A 14,111-nucleotide genomic window follows, 5' to 3' on the forward strand; every position below is an offset into this window, starting at 1 on the left:
CAGGAGGGAGGTCGTAAGCGTGGAGGACCAATGGAGAATTGCGGAGCATGACCCGAGGTGGCCGTTCATGTTCCAAGAGACGGCCGCAAGCTTGCGGGAAGCTTTAGGTGATATTGCGTTAAGAATTGATCATATTGGATCAACTTCGATTAGCGGTTTGGATGCGAAGCCGATCATCGATATTCAAATCTCCGTCTCCCGATTGGACGAGCTGGATCGTTATAAACCCAATATTGAACAGCTCGGATTCGTGTATAGGGATGACAATCCGGATTTATCAAAGAGGTATTTCAGAGAAGCGCCCGGTACTCGCAGAACCCATATTCACGTGAGGCAGGCAGGAAGCTTCTCGGAGCAGATGAACCTGTTGCTCCGCGATTATTTGCGGCAGCACCCTAAGGATTGCCTGCGTTACGGGCAAGAGAAGCACCGCCTGATGGAATTGCACAAGCATGAGCGGATCAAGTATGTTGAAGGCAAAGCCCCCATCGTATGGGACATTCTGCATAGAGCGCATCTCTGGTCGCAAGATACCGGCTGGCAGCCGGGCGAGACGGACAGGTAGGCATACGCGATAGGAAGAAACTTAAGCTTCAACAGCAATCGGGAGGCGAAGATGACTTTAACTCAACTCAAATACATCATTGAAGTCGCGAACCGCGGCTCCATTAACGAAGCGGCGAAGAGGCTGTTTATATCGCAGCCAACGCTGTCGAACGCCATTAAGGATCTGGAAGAAGAGCTGCAGCTGGCCATATTCGAGCGCTCGAATAAAGGGATATCCCTCTCCAAGGAGGGAGTAGAGTTCCTCGGCTATGCCCGTCAGGTGGTGGAGCAGGCGGAGCTGCTGGAAGGCCGGTACTTGAATAAAAAGCCGTCTCCGCAGCATTTTTCGGTGTCCACGCAGCACTATGCTTTTGCCGTAAATGCCTTTGTAAGTCTAGTCCAGGAATACGGCCAAGAGGAATACGAGTTGTCGCTTAGGGAAACGAAGACCTACGAAATTATCGAGGACGTAAAAAGCCTTCGAAGCGAGATTGGCATCCTTTATCTGAACGAATTCAACGGCAAAGTCATCAATAAGCTGCTGAAGGACTCGAACCTGCAGTTCACGAGCCTGTTTACGGCCAAGCCGCATATTTTCATCAGCATCAAGAATCCTCTCGCGAAGCAAGCAAAGGTAACGATCGACCAGCTGGACGAGTTTCCGTATCTGTCCTTTGACCAAGGGGAGTATAACTCCTTCCACTTCGCCGAGGAGATTCTAAGCACCTTATCGCATAAGAAAAGCATCCGGGTCAACGACCGCGCAACGTTGTTCAACCTTCTGATTGGCTTGAACGGCTACACGATCTCAACCGGCGTGCTTAGCGCGGATCTGAACGGAAACGAGATTATACCCGTGCCGCTTGAGACGGACGAGACGATTAACGTAGGCTGGATTGCGCACCGGAGCACCGCGTTATCCAAGCTTGGAACCGCTTATATCGAGGCTTTGCATCAAGCGATAGCTCCCGCTCCTTGATATAGCTATTGGCTATAGCTGGATATAGTATTTTACAGTTACACTATAACTTGAAATCCATGATATCTTTCTTGTAACAAAAGCTTAAGGAGTTGTTGCAAGATGGCAAAGAGCAGTGTATTGGGTTACCCTCGAATCGGTGAAAACCGCGAATGGAAAAAAGCGCTGGAAGCATTCTGGGCAGGCAAGCTGGAGGAATCCGAGCTTCACAAACAGCTGCAGGATATTCGCTTGAACCATCTGCGCAAACAGCAGGACAAAGGCATCGATTTCATTCCGGTGAATGACTTCAGCTACTACGATCAGGTATTGGATACGGCCGCCATGTTCGGTATCGTTCCGAAGCGGTTTTCCTATAACGGCGGTCCGGTTCCCATTTCCGTCTATTACGGCATCGCCCGGGGCACGAAAGACGCTGCGGCAAGCGAAATGACGAAATGGTTCAACACGAACTATCATTACATTGTTCCGGAGTTCTATGGCGCACAGCCGGCTCTTACGGAAAATAAACCGCTTATCGCATACCGCGAAGCGAAAGAGAAGCTCGGGATCGAAGGCAAACCGGTTATTCTTGGCCCGTTCTCCTTCCTCAAGCTGTCGAAGGGATACGGCCGCTCCGAGGTTGACTCCTGGCTCTCGATCCTCCTTAAGCTGTATGTGCAGGTGCTTCAAGAGCTTGCGGCGGAAGGCGTTCAATGGGTGCAAATCGATGAGCCGGTGCTTGTAACCAAGCTGAGCAATGACGACTTGGCCCGTCTGAGAACGGTATACGGCAAAATTGCCGAAGCAGTGCCTGGTCTCAACATTTTGCTGCAGACTTATTTTGAATCCGTGGATCAATACAAGGAAATTGTTAATCTGCCTGTGCAAGGCATTGGTTTAGATTTCGTGCATGGATTAAAAGGCAACCTGTCCGCGATTCGCCAATACGGCTTCCCGGCCGGCAAAGTGCTTGGCGCCGGCGTGATTGACGGCCGCGGCATCTGGAAGGCATCGCTTGCGAAGAAGCTGGAGCTTTTGAAGGAGCTGCAAGGAATTGTTCCGGCCGACAAGCTGCTCGTCCAAACTTCCTGCAGCCTGCTCCACGTCCCTGTTACGACAAAGCCTGAGACCAAGCTTCAGCCCGAGCTTAAGAATGCGCTTGCCTTTGCGGATGAAAAGCTGGACGAAGTCGTGCTGCTTACGCAAGCCTTGAACAATGGCGAAGCGTCCGTTGCCGAAGCGCTTCAGGCTAACCAATCGGACGTTGGGGCGCTAGAGCAGTCCGCTTCCCGGAACCGTTCGGATGTTCAATCCGCGGTAGCGCGCATTGCATCGCAAGCACCGGCAAGAAAATCCCCGTTTGCGGATCGCAATGCGGCTCAGCAGGTGAAATGGCAGCTGCCGTTGTTCCCGACCACAACGATCGGAAGCTTCCCGCAATCGACGGAAGTACGCAAAGCGCGCCAGTCGTGGCGCAAAGGCGAATGGAACAACGAGCAGTATTCGAGCTTTATCCAAGATCAGATTGATGCTTGGATCAGCTATCAGGAAGAAATCGGACTTGACGTACTGGTGCACGGCGAGTTTGAGCGGACGGACATGGTTGAATTTTTCGGCGAGAAGCTTGAGGGCTTTGCGTTCACTCAAAACGGCTGGGTGCAATCCTACGGCTCCCGTTGCGTGAAGCCTCCGGTTATTTTCGGGGATGTTGCCTTCAAGGAAGCTATGACAGTTGAAGAAACCGTCTATGCGCAATCCAAAACAAACCGTCCGGTGAAAGGCATGCTTACGGGGCCGATCACGATTATGAACTGGTCTTTTGTCCGCGACGACATTGAACGCGAGCAAATCGCTTATCAGCTTGCTTATGCTCTTCGCCAGGAAGTAGAAGCGCTTGAGAATGCCGGCATCGGCATGATCCAGGTAGATGAGCCGGCTGTACGGGAAGGTCTTCCACTGAAGGAAGAGGAGCAGAAGCCTTATCTGGATTGGGCGGTTAAAGCGTTCCGCATGACAACGTGCACCGTTCAGGACACCACGCAAATTCACACTCATATGTGCTATTGCGAATTCCACGATATGATTGATTCGATCGAAGAGATGGATGCGGACGTTATCTCCATCGAGACTTCCCGCAGTCACGGCGAGCTGATCCACAGCTTTGAAGTGAATACGTACAAGCATGGCATCGGCCTTGGCGTTTACGATATTCATAGCCCTCGCGTACCGGATGTTCAAGAAATGACAAACATGATTGACCGCGCGCTTCAAGTTCTTGATCCTAAGCTGTTCTGGATTAATCCGGACTGCGGATTGAAAACGCGCGGCAAGGATGAAACCATCGCTTCGCTGCGCAACATGGTGGAAGCCACCAAGCTGGCGCGCGACAAGTTTACCGTTAAGGCTTAAGACGCATTAGAGAGACTCTACTTGCTCGATTGGTAGAGTCTCTTTTTGCGTCATTTTATCTTTTTTTTCATATTTGGGCTACAGGTGTTACAAAATAGAGTCGATAGCCGTCTTATACATGTCAACGTTAAGCCCGGGGCAAGCGTTAAGGCAATTGAATATCAAGGAGGCAATGGAGAATGAATATTTCCAATCCGGCGCCGGATTTGTTTAAAGATATCTTTCATAAGCATTATCCGTCCGTACTTCGAAAATTAATAGCACTCCTGCGGGATCAATCGGCTGCAGAGGATTTGGCTCAGGAGGTATTCCTGAAATTATACAAGAATCCGCCGTCAAGGCCGGAAGCCGTTGGGGCTTGGCTGCATCAGGTTCTAACAAGAAGCGCCTACGATTATCTGGATCAGAAGGCAAGAGAACGAATGCTGGTGCAGCGGCAGGAGAAGCAGCTGATGACGGAGCCGCAGACCTTCCAATCCGGAGAGCAGACCGTAATCCGGCAGGATGAGGAAGAGCAGATTCAAGGCTGGCTGAACGCTTTGCCCGAAAGGGACAGAGATTTGCTGCTTCTCCGTTACTCGGGATACAGCTATTCGGAGATCGCGCAGGAATTAAACGTGCAGCAGCCTCAAGTAGGCATGCTGCTGAAGCGGGCGGGAGAACGATTAAGAAAGCAAGCATTAAAGCACGAAAATCAATGGTCGCATGAATAAGGAGAGAGAGCAGATGACAAATCATCCAATTGATGAACGGAAGCAAGCAAACTTGCCTACTCCGGAAGAGACGAACGACGCTTGGGCCAAGCTTGCGCTTAAGCTGAAAGAGCATGAGGGTTCTACGGCTTGGGCGGCGTGGACGAAGGAAGGCGTAACCGCGGAGGATACGGAGCATAAAGCGGCAGGTTTAACGGCCATGACCGGAGAAGAGCATTCCGCATATCCAGAGAGAGCCCTCGAAGAACAGGAACGCCGCGCGGCGAAGCCTGTTCCATCCCCATATCGCGGCTGGTTGAAGAAGCATGGCGTGAAGACGGGCGTTGCCGCGGCTGCCGTACTGATCTGCGCCGCAATCGCGATTCCGTCTACAAACGAAGCGCTGGCTTCCATTCTGGGCAAGTTTAAGATGAATCAGGTTGCGGTTGTGCAGGAGGATGATTTCAAAACGGCATTGGAGGGCTTCTTCGGAGCCGATGTGTCTGCGGAATCGAGCAACAAGTTTGGCCAATTCGAGCGCACCTTTACCGGTGAAGACGCCTCCGATTTAACGGTAGGGCAAGTACGCGAGAAGTACGGGATTGAGCTTAAGGAGAAGCTGGATCTGCCGCCGTACGGGAAGCAAGCCGAGCTTCAAATTTACGCCCAGCAAGGGCAGGCTCTTACTCTTCGCTTGGATGTGGATGAGATTAACGATGTGATGAAAAAGCTCGGAGCGAAGCAATTGCTGCCGGCGTCCGTTGACGGCAAAGCGATCACGCTGCGGATGGGCGAAGGAATCAACGCCGATTACAGCTTCGTGGATTCAAACGAGAAATCGCATTATGTCGGAGTCAACATCATTCCGGTTCCGGTGGTCGAAATGGACCCGTCTATTGAGGCGGAAGACGCTTATGAAGCATTGATCCGATTCCCTGTTCTGCCCGCTAACCTGAAAAACGTATTGATGCAAAGCACGCGAATTTCCGAAGGAGAGGTACCATTCCCGATTATTACGAACGGCAACGTGACGAAATCGGTCGTGAACGGTACGGACGTCTATTTCGAGGGCAGCAAAAATGATTGGAATGGCTGGAACGCCACTTGGCTGAAGAACGGAAAAGTTACGCAGGTTCAAATGTATGACGCTGCTTCCCGCGAAGAAGCCGAACGGATTGTGAAGGAATTGATCGCACAATGAGTTATGCCATCGAAACATTCAACTTAACGAAAAACTACGGGAACGGACGCGGCTGTCACGATGTCACGCTCCGCATTCCTGCCGGGGAAGCCTTTGGCTTCCTTGGCCCTAACGGGGCCGGCAAGAGCACCATTGTCAAAATGCTGGTAGGGTTAACGACGCCAACGGAAGGGAAGGCGTTATTGTTCGGTCAACCGGCCGGTTCGGTGGAGGCTAGGAGGCGCATAGGCTATTTGCCGGAATTATTCCGTTATCCCGGATGGTTAAGCGGAGAAGAGGCGATGCGTTTTCATGCCAAGCTATGCGGAATGAAAGGCTCAGAGGTCAACCGCCGGATTAACCAATTGCTGGACGAGGTCGGGATCGGACAGCGGGGACGGGACCGGATTAAAGGATATTCCAAAGGAATGCAGCAGCGGCTTGGCCTTGCCTGCGCGCTGTTGGCCGATCCGGACATCGTATTTCTGGACGAACCGGCATCCGCTTTGGACCCCGTTGGCCGTCATGAAGTAAGAGAGCTGCTCCAGCGTCTGCGCAAGGAAGGGAAAACGATCTTCTTGAACTCCCATCTATTAGAGGATGTGGAGCTTTTGTGCGATCATGTGGCGCTGCTGAACAATGGCAGAATTCTGGCCGACGGGCGCGTATCGGACGTGCTTCGGGCTTCAACAAGATGGCGCTTCCGGGTAGGCGGCATGACTCCCGAGCTGCTGGATTGGCTTCGCGAAGCGATGATTACGCCGGTAGACATCATACCTTGGGAAGGCGGCGACACGCCTGCTTGGGGAGAGCTATGGCTGGAGGCCGAGCTTGCCGAGGACGAGCAGGTTGGCTATTTTAACCGTCTGCTGATTGAGCAGGGCCTGGCTTTATACGAGACACGGAAAGTGAAGTCAAGCCTGGATGAATGGTTTTTGCAGGCAGTATCGGGTTTGGAGCATAGGGGGGAAAACCGGTGATTGCCGTATGGATGTTAACCTGGAAAGAGCTGATACGCAAGAAAGTCACCTTGATGACTTTGCTGCTTACGATATTGTTCTGGATCGCGTTCTATTTTATCGCGCGAAGCGCCGGAGCATCGGTATCGCATTACGACTCCGGCATTATAAGCTTGGATAATTTAATTGACCGCTTCAGGGGAAGCGCTATTTTGCTATGGATCGGTTTTTTCTTTGCCTCCTTTGCAACAGGATTTCTGGCTATATTCAGCTCTGTCGCTGCCATTACAGGAGAAGCGGAGCATGGGGTGCTGCAATCGGTATTCGCGAGGCCGATAAAACGCGCGTTTTGGTATTTTGGCCGCTGGCTCGGATTTGTTACGTTTTGTCTTGCATATGCGCTTATTTTATTCGTGTCCATTCTTGGGATCGTAACGTATGCGACGGGTGTTCACCCGGATTGGTCCGCCATTGGTCCGGCGCTTGCTTTGTTCGTCACTCCGGTACTGCTGATGGTTACCTTGACGATGCTTGCCTCCTGCTGGCTTGCGCCGCTTGGCAACGGAGTTGCCATGGTGCTGCTCTTCGGAATGGGCTGGCTGGGTACCATGCTCGACCGGGTTATTGCCGCGGGGATGTTTACGTCGAATGAATCAACGAAAACAGCCGATACGATGGAGATGGTGTCGGGTCTGATTCGTTTGCTTATACCAACCGATGCGCTGCAGCAGCGGATGCTATCGGATTTATTCCAGGTTAAAGACCTGGGCGAATCGTTTTCTTCCAGAGATTCATTAGGTTACTTTTCAATCGTAAATCCGCCATCGGACGCTTTTTTATATTACACCGCCGTCTATTTCGCGGTTTTCCTTGCGGCAGGTTTGTATGCCATTCGACGGAAGGACTTTTGAGTCTGCATGTACAACTATCGAAATAGCCAGGTCCCCTTAATGGGGGCCATTTGTCTTTATGTCCGCTTGGAACGGCTCAGGCGAACTCTGGCGTTCTCTTACTCCAAAATCGCAGTGTTCAGAATTTTTACGGTTACTTTCGGCTTAATGCTAAGCGAAGGATACTGCTCCCGCCAGTCGAGATTTTTGAATAGGCTTGGATGATAGACGGCGACCTCATGGCCGAGCTGCAAGTAATCGCAATTCGCCTGCTGAAGAGCGGCCATAACCTTGGTTATTCTTGTCGTAAGATCCGCTGCTATAGCGAATTCCATCTCCTGCAGCATCTTATCCGTATGCTTCTTGAATTCGGAGCCATCCTCAACCAGCTTGAGCTGCAGCTGCAAGGCAATTTCAATTTCACGGAGCTTGTCTGCATCCGTAACCATATGAAAGTGGCGTTTGGCAGATTGTACGAGTACCGAATAGGACTTGCCATTCCGTTGGCCGGAGAGCAATTGGTTTTTCCCGGCCGGGCTTTCCATCAAGGTTGCAAGCTGCGTTTCCTCATTGTTCAGATTTTTGCCGGTATAACGACCGTCGCTGAATAAGGCCGTACCGTTCAAGCGTGCATCGCCTTTAAAGGGCTCGAACCTGTTCAAGGCGAAATCGTTCATGAACTGGTTACCTCCGAGAATGTAATGAAGCAATTTATTGGAAGGAATTTTTCCTCTGCGGATCTCGTCATCAAGAAGACCGATAAGGTAGTTGGAAACGGTCTGATCCCTCATCCCTTTTTGGTCCAGCAGCTTTGAGAGATCACCGTCATATACAGCCAAATAAGCGTATAACGGATTGGAAGCAAATTGGCTGGCAATGTCCAGATGCCGCAGCGGTTCGTCCTTCGCGAAGCGGGAGCTTATCAGATAAAGCCTCGTCTCGAGAACCGAAAGTGTGCCTGGAATTTCCTTGTTCGTATTGGCAACGGCGTCATACAGATTGGACCCCGTTGCCTCCATGTGCAGGGAAGTCGGCCTGCCAGCGCCTTGATTGGATTCCCGAAGGGCGGAGATGACATAATCCACTTTAAGCTGCTTGCTGTTGCCTTCGTAATCAATCCCGATAATATCGACAAAAAGCAGCTTTTTTAATTGAAGCTGATCCCAGCAGCCTGTAATAAAAACGCAGATGAGTAAGGCAATCATGGATCTCTTCATGCCCGATGCCTCCCGGCACTCCGTATCCCGGAAATAAGGAGCAGGAGAAGTGGGAATGCAGCGACGATGAGAATCGAAAACCGATCCTGGAAGGAAGCGATTCGCAAAATATCAATGCGCTTTGTCAGTGAGAAGCTTGCAATAAAGCAAGCCGCAATAAGAATCCAGACCCAGATATACCGCTTGCCTAGTCCTGCGGTGCGCAAATGCACAAAGGCTTTGGAAGCGAGAAAAAAGTACACATTGATCGTGGGGCAGACTACAAAGACATAAAAGACAAGAAACAGAATATCCAGGCTTTGCAATATTTGAATGCGATAGTTTTTTAATATAAAAATTATCGGCTCCGGCACGATAATCAGCTGCCTCTGGCTAAACATCGTGGTACAGACGAGGCAGACGGTTACATAAAAGACGATCGTGGAAGCATTGGCAATGGATATCGCAAGCAGAATCTTTTTCTTGCCGGCATGCACATAGGGATAAGCGTATAGAAGCAGATCGTAGCCGATATAAGCGCTGAAGGCGACATATACTCCTCTTATTACAGGCGACCAGCCTCCCGACAAGACCGGGAGAAGATTCCTTGGATCCAACCCGTAAATGCCGCTAAACGCAATAAGGAGAAAGCAAATGACGGGGAAAATCATAAAGGTCTGCGAGATGAAGGCCAGTCTCTTTAGCGTAGAAGTGGCTGCGTATCCGCAAAGGATAAACAGCATAAGGAAGATCAGCCATCTTGGAGTAAACAAAAAGATCCAACGTTTTAAAATATCGGCGTATAGGGCTGTAATGAGAAGCCCCGAGAAGGCATAATAACATCCGTACAAAAGGTTGAGGGCAATACCGATAGGTCTGCCAACAATTTCTCGCGTATACGCATAGAAGTTCCGGTTCGGATACCGGCTGCCCAGCCACCAGATTAGTAGAATTCCAATTTGCGCGGCTAATCCGCTAATCAAAACAGCCAGCCACGTATCGTGACCGGCAGTTTCGGCTCCCGCATGGGGGAGGGATAGAACCTCGATGCCAAGCTGAGCCATTATGGTTAAGGTGATTAGCTGTCTTCCGGTGATCGCTTCTTCCTTCATCATCTCTTCCAACTCCTTGGATGCCGCAGCCTAGTTTGATTATATGATGCTGTTCCGTTTGGCCTTTTACGCAGGTTCCAAATGGGTGAGCGGATCAGTGTATCCCTTATCCCGCTTAATGTGAAAGGGGGAGTAAAGTAAGGCTGTCCCATCGTGCTCATTTGACATAGGTAAATAATCATCAACATAAAAAAGAAAGCCAGACCAAGCAGCCCAAAGACCGAAGAAAGTAAAATCGCAGGATAACCGAGCAGTCTTACCGCGCTGCTCATCTCGTAGGATGGAATAACAAAAGAAGCCAAGCCCGTTAAAGCGGCGACGATAACCATCGTGTTGGACGCCAGATTGGATTGTACCACTACGGTTCCGATAACAATACCGCCGACAACGCCTATGGTTTGACCGGCTGGACTAGCTAGACGTATGGTGGCCTCTCTTAAAATTTCAAGCAAAAGCATCATGGAAAGCGTCTCGACTAACGGTGGGAAAGTTACGTATTTCAATGAGCTTTGCAGCGTATTCACGAAGTTAATCGGCAGCAGCTGCGGATTAAAGGAACTGACTGACACGTAAAAGGCCGGCAGCCCGATGGTCAGCAGGAAGCAAGCAAGACGAAGAAGCCGGAAAAAGGTTCCAAGAATCGCGCTAATATGGTAATCGTCGGGGCTTTGGAAAAAAGACCAGAACGTGACCGGCAAAATAATGGCATCCGGCGATCCCGACGTCGCGATAACCATTTTTCCCTCCATTAAATACGCGCGCGCGCGATCAGGACGTTCGGTAATTAAGAGTTGAGGGAACAAGCTGAACTTCTTGTCACGGATTAGCTCGTCAATAAAACCTGGCGCATCCGTATAATCGATGTCGATGCTTAGCAGGCGCTTGTCCAATTCTGCAACAAGTGACGGCTCAGCGACCGACTTCAGGTACATAACCGATACCTTCGTCTTGGATAATCGTCCTATCGTATACGTCTTGACAATAAGCTCGGTTGAAGGAATCATCTTGCGCATCAAATTAAGATTGGTATCCAGATTCTCTATGAATGCTTCATTGGCTCCGCGAAGAACACGTTCATTCGTCGGAATATTAATGGTGCGTTCCTTCTTCAGATCCGCGCCAAGCAGATACAATTTGCTCTCCCCGTTGCGATGCAGCACCGTCTTGCCGCATACAATTGCTTGAACGGCTTCTTCGAGGCGATTGGTCTCGGCATAGTCGAGAATCGATATAACCTCGCGAACCTCACTCATAGGCCGGGAGAGCAGCGGTTTCAGTATAAACTCCTGAATATGGGAGGAATCAATCAAGGTGTCCAGATAGAATAGTCTGTATTCTATTCCGCCGATCAACAGCTTTTTCGATTGAAAATCGCTTTGTTCGAAGAATTGCCGGCTGAAGTATTGCTCTGATGCTGCTACAGACGGGTTCATATGGATCTCCTCCTATTCCATTGATTTCCTTACTATAGCCATTGAATGGAAAAATTATGTGGCATGCGGGGATCCGATAAAGGGCTTATGGTCTCAATATGGACAGGAAAAATCTATGAAGGAATGAAGGGGATGAGATAAATGCAAGAGGGTTGTCGAAGATATGATCTTCAACAACCCTCTATGGCTAAGATTAACTTAATAATAAGGTTCCATCATAAGGAACACGACAACCCCGGTCAAGCTGACATAAAGCCAGATCGGCATTGTCCAACGGGCGATTCTGCGATGCTTATGCAGCTGGTTTGTCCATCCCCATACGAGCGTGAACAAAGCTAACGGAACGATGATGGCCGCCAGAAAGCTGTGCGAGATAAGGATGAAGAAATAAATCGGCCGGATTACGCCTTCTCCGCCAAAGCTCGCCGTCTCCGAGGACATATAATGAAAGGTTAAATAGGAGACAAGGAACAACAAGGTTGAAGAAAAGGCTGCGAGAATGAACCCTTTGTGAAGCTTAACGTTCTTCCGCAGAATCGCGATCAACGCGGCCAGCAGGAAGATAAAGGTGAAGCTGTTCAATAGCCCATTGATTCTGGGGAAGATGGTAAGGTCGAAATCGATATCTCCCTTGTAGCCAATCGGCGAGAAGAACAAGAGAAGTATAACGATATTTGCGATCAGCGAAATCGTGACGATGGCAGCCGTATAATTTTTATTGCCGGCTTGCCGCGGCGCTTGTTGCTTTTCATTCATTTAATCCGGAGAGCTCCTTTCCAACCACATGGTAATGGCTTCATTATAGACGGGTTTTGTCATACAGCAATCAGGCTTTAATGTCTAAATAGCGAAATCTTATTGACTATTTCGAGGCGATATTTAACTGAAGTGAACCTCCTTTGCTTTCACCTGTGCATTAGACATACAATGGTGGAAATAGCCATATAAACGGTTATACGAAGGGATTGAAAAGAAATGAAGTTAGAGATGATTACGGTTCCGTCCTATTGGGGAACAGATTTAAAGCAAAAACTTATTTCGGTTCAAGAACGAAACCATAAACTTGTGGTTCTATTCCCGGGTAAAAATTACTCTTGTGAACTACCGCTTCTTTACTATGCGGGGAATACCGCTCTTCAATACCATAATGATTTATTTATAATGGAATACGGCTATCAAGCCGCTCGAACCGGTTTAGACATGAAGGATTTATCAAGAGTTGTAGAGGAATGTTTAGACTCCATTCAAAAAATAATAGATAACTATAATGAAATCATTTTTATTAGCAAAAGCATGGGGACCATTGTAGCAGGTGAAGTATACAGAAGTTTACAGAGAAAGATAAAGCATATCTACTTAACCCCTTTAGTCGATGCCATTCCATTTATAAATACATCAGAGGGAATCGTCATTTATGGCGGGAACGATCCGTACTTTACTAGGGAACATGCACTCAAAATGAAAAGCAATCAAAGGGCGTTTGAAATTCCGAATGCCGATCATGGATTAGAATGCGGAAGCATAGATAATAACCTTACTATTCTTACGAAGGTCATTGAAATTTATAAAGAAGCATTTACAAAATAATGGCTATGAAATCATCGTAGGCATAGAGTGCTGACATATGAAAGCAGCCGGCTAATTAAGTTCGGCTGCTGTTTTCATCATTGTATCGGGGAAGCGCCATGCGCCCCTTGGCTAGTCGCTTTATTGAATCCGCTCGTCGGACTACAGATTTAGAGAGTGTTTTTGCTTGCGGCTGCCGTTCGGCAGTGCGTTATGAACAGAGGGCCTTGCTTTCGCGGCTGTAAGTGTAGCATTGACCTCTCCGCCCAGAATAATAATATTTGAGCTGATATACAGCCAGATCAGCAGGATGATAATGCCGCCAATGCTTCCGTACGTCTTGGAATAGTTCCCAAAGTTGTTAATATAGAATTGGAACAGAAGCGATGAAGCAATCCAGCCGAAGGTCGCAAACAGAGCACCCGGGACGGCCGATTTGAAATGAATGTTACGATTGGGGACAATCCAATACAGCAGCGAGAAAACAACAATCATAAACGAAATGGGAACGACGTATTTCAAGGTGCCCCAGATGAGTCCGAAGCCTACAGGGGAATCGAACCAATCAAACAGAAACTCACCGATCACCTCTCCAAAAATCAGCAAAACAATCGCCAGCAAAATAGCAAGCGCTAACACAACCGTAGCCGCAAGCGAAATCGCGCGAACCTTCCAAAACGGGCGGTTTTCTTCGACATCATAGGCTTTATTAACTCCTTTAATGACCGCATTCACGCCATTGGAGGCCGACCAGAGCGTAGCAATCATGCCGATCGATAACAAAGTGCCCCTGCTGTCGTTTGTTACCTCCCCCAGAATCGCTTGGATCGCTTCGCCTGTTTGCCCGGGCATCAAGCGAATTAGCTCAGCGACGACACTATCTCCAGACAGCCGGGCAAAACTCATCAAGCTCACCACAAAAATTAGAAACGGAAAAAAGGACAAAATAAAATAATACGTAAGCTGCGCTCCTAGAGCAGGAACGTCATCATCGCGAAAGCGGCTGTACAGATTTTTGAAAAACGGAAGAATCTTCGAAACTCGTTTCATAGCCCTCACTCCTCTTAGTAGAAGATAAACAAGAGAGGCCTGACTCTAAACAGGAGTAATTATTTAAACAAGGGATCCGGGCAGTTGGAGGGACTCTATCGTCTGCAGAATGAAGGC

General features: G+C 49.2%; 13 protein-coding genes. 8 read left to right on the top strand and 5 right to left on the bottom strand.

Features of this window, described 5'->3' with window-relative positions:
* Positions 1-19 precede the first annotated feature (19 nt).
* The 7 genes from FHT67_RS24910 (at position 20) to FHT67_RS24940 (ending at position 7,658) form a co-directional block, all read left to right on the top strand.
* A complete protein-coding gene (locus tag FHT67_RS24910; protein ID WP_167201664.1) occupies positions 20-565 on the top strand; it encodes a GrpB family protein in 546 nt (181 codons plus the stop codon).
* 51 nt (positions 566-616) lie between these two features.
* Positions 617-1,525, top strand: coding sequence for a LysR family transcriptional regulator (locus FHT67_RS24915; RefSeq protein WP_132309176.1), 909 nt, complete (start codon positions 617-619; stop codon positions 1,523-1,525).
* Between the two features lie 102 nt (positions 1,526-1,627).
* A complete protein-coding gene (gene metE, locus FHT67_RS24920) occupies positions 1,628-3,916 on the top strand; it encodes a 5-methyltetrahydropteroyltriglutamate--homocysteine S-methyltransferase (protein WP_167201665.1) in 2,289 nt (762 codons plus the stop codon).
* A 179-nt stretch (positions 3,917-4,095) separates the two neighbouring features.
* Positions 4,096-4,629, top strand: coding sequence for a sigma-70 family RNA polymerase sigma factor (locus FHT67_RS24925; RefSeq protein ID WP_207918164.1), 534 nt, complete (start codon positions 4,096-4,098; stop codon positions 4,627-4,629).
* A gap of 13 nt (positions 4,630-4,642) precedes the next feature.
* Positions 4,643-5,809, top strand: coding sequence for a hypothetical protein (locus FHT67_RS24930; protein ID WP_167201666.1), 1,167 nt, complete (start codon positions 4,643-4,645; stop codon positions 5,807-5,809).
* Complete coding sequence (locus FHT67_RS24935) at positions 5,806-6,768, top strand: ABC transporter ATP-binding protein (RefSeq protein ID WP_167201667.1); 963 nt, start codon at positions 5,806-5,808, stop codon at positions 6,766-6,768. Before FHT67_RS24930 ends, FHT67_RS24935 begins: the two co-directional genes overlap by 4 nt.
* Entirely contained in the window at positions 6,765-7,658 is an 894-nt protein-coding gene (locus FHT67_RS24940) for an ABC transporter permease subunit (RefSeq protein ID WP_132309184.1), read from the top strand. The genes FHT67_RS24935 and FHT67_RS24940 overlap by 4 nt, the downstream gene beginning before the upstream one ends.
* 98 nt (positions 7,659-7,756) lie before the next feature.
* On the opposite strand, the gene FHT67_RS24945 is transcribed toward FHT67_RS24940, so the two are convergent.
* The 4 genes from FHT67_RS24945 to FHT67_RS24960 all read right to left on the bottom strand — a co-directional run bounded on the left by FHT67_RS24945 (position 7,757) and on the right by FHT67_RS24960 (position 12,134).
* Positions 7,757-8,854 (bottom strand): Ger(x)C family spore germination protein, encoded by a 1,098-nt coding sequence (locus FHT67_RS24945; RefSeq protein ID WP_167201668.1) that lies wholly within the window; start codon positions 8,852-8,854, stop codon positions 7,757-7,759.
* Positions 8,851-9,948: a GerAB/ArcD/ProY family transporter gene (locus FHT67_RS24950; protein ID WP_167201669.1), complete on the bottom strand. Its 1,098-nt coding sequence runs from the start codon at positions 9,946-9,948 to the stop codon at positions 8,851-8,853. The genes FHT67_RS24945 and FHT67_RS24950 overlap by 4 nt, the downstream gene beginning before the upstream one ends.
* Positions 9,945-11,378, bottom strand: coding sequence for a spore germination protein (locus tag FHT67_RS24955; protein WP_167201670.1), 1,434 nt, complete (start codon positions 11,376-11,378; stop codon positions 9,945-9,947). Before FHT67_RS24955 ends, FHT67_RS24950 begins: the two co-directional genes overlap by 4 nt.
* A gap of 198 nt (positions 11,379-11,576) precedes the next feature.
* On the bottom strand, positions 11,577-12,134 hold the full coding sequence (locus tag FHT67_RS24960) for a DUF420 domain-containing protein (RefSeq protein ID WP_132309192.1): 558 nt from the start codon (positions 12,132-12,134) through the stop codon (positions 11,577-11,579).
* A gap of 219 nt (positions 12,135-12,353) precedes the next feature.
* On the opposite strand from FHT67_RS24960, the gene FHT67_RS24965 reads away from it, so the two are divergent.
* On the top strand, positions 12,354-12,965 hold the full coding sequence (locus tag FHT67_RS24965) for an alpha/beta hydrolase (protein ID WP_167201671.1): 612 nt from the start codon (positions 12,354-12,356) through the stop codon (positions 12,963-12,965).
* A gap of 141 nt (positions 12,966-13,106) precedes the next feature.
* On the opposite strand, the gene FHT67_RS24970 is transcribed toward FHT67_RS24965, so the two are convergent.
* Positions 13,107-13,994 (bottom strand): YihY/virulence factor BrkB family protein, encoded by an 888-nt coding sequence (locus FHT67_RS24970; RefSeq protein WP_167201672.1) that lies wholly within the window; start codon positions 13,992-13,994, stop codon positions 13,107-13,109.
* Between the last annotated feature and the right edge of the window lie 117 nt (positions 13,995-14,111).

The organism is Paenibacillus sp. BK720 (assembly GCF_011761545.1).
Classification (GTDB): Bacteria; Bacillota; Bacilli; order Paenibacillales; family Paenibacillaceae; genus Pristimantibacillus.

Coding starts and splice junctions, on each gene's coding strand:
- FHT67_RS24915 (WP_132309176.1), top strand. CDS start 617: ATGACTTTAACTCAACTCAAATACATCATTGAAGTCGCGAACCGCGGC.
- metE (WP_167201665.1), top strand. CDS start 1,628: ATGGCAAAGAGCAGTGTATTGGGTTACCCTCGAATCGGTGAAAACCGC.
- FHT67_RS24925 (WP_207918164.1), top strand. CDS start 4,096: ATGAATATTTCCAATCCGGCGCCGGATTTGTTTAAAGATATCTTTCAT.
- FHT67_RS24930 (WP_167201666.1), top strand. CDS start 4,643: ATGACAAATCATCCAATTGATGAACGGAAGCAAGCAAACTTGCCTACT.
- FHT67_RS24935 (WP_167201667.1), top strand. CDS start 5,806: ATGAGTTATGCCATCGAAACATTCAACTTAACGAAAAACTACGGGAAC.
- FHT67_RS24945 (WP_167201668.1), bottom strand. CDS start 8,854: ATGAAGAGATCCATGATTGCCTTACTCATCTGCGTTTTTATTACAGGC.
- FHT67_RS24950 (WP_167201669.1), bottom strand. CDS start 9,948: ATGATGAAGGAAGAAGCGATCACCGGAAGACAGCTAATCACCTTAACC.
- FHT67_RS24955 (WP_167201670.1), bottom strand. CDS start 11,378: ATGAACCCGTCTGTAGCAGCATCAGAGCAATACTTCAGCCGGCAATTC.
- FHT67_RS24960 (WP_132309192.1), bottom strand. CDS start 12,134: ATGAATGAAAAGCAACAAGCGCCGCGGCAAGCCGGCAATAAAAATTAT.
- FHT67_RS24965 (WP_167201671.1), top strand. CDS start 12,354: ATGAAGTTAGAGATGATTACGGTTCCGTCCTATTGGGGAACAGATTTA.
- FHT67_RS24970 (WP_167201672.1), bottom strand. CDS start 13,994: ATGAAACGAGTTTCGAAGATTCTTCCGTTTTTCAAAAATCTGTACAGC.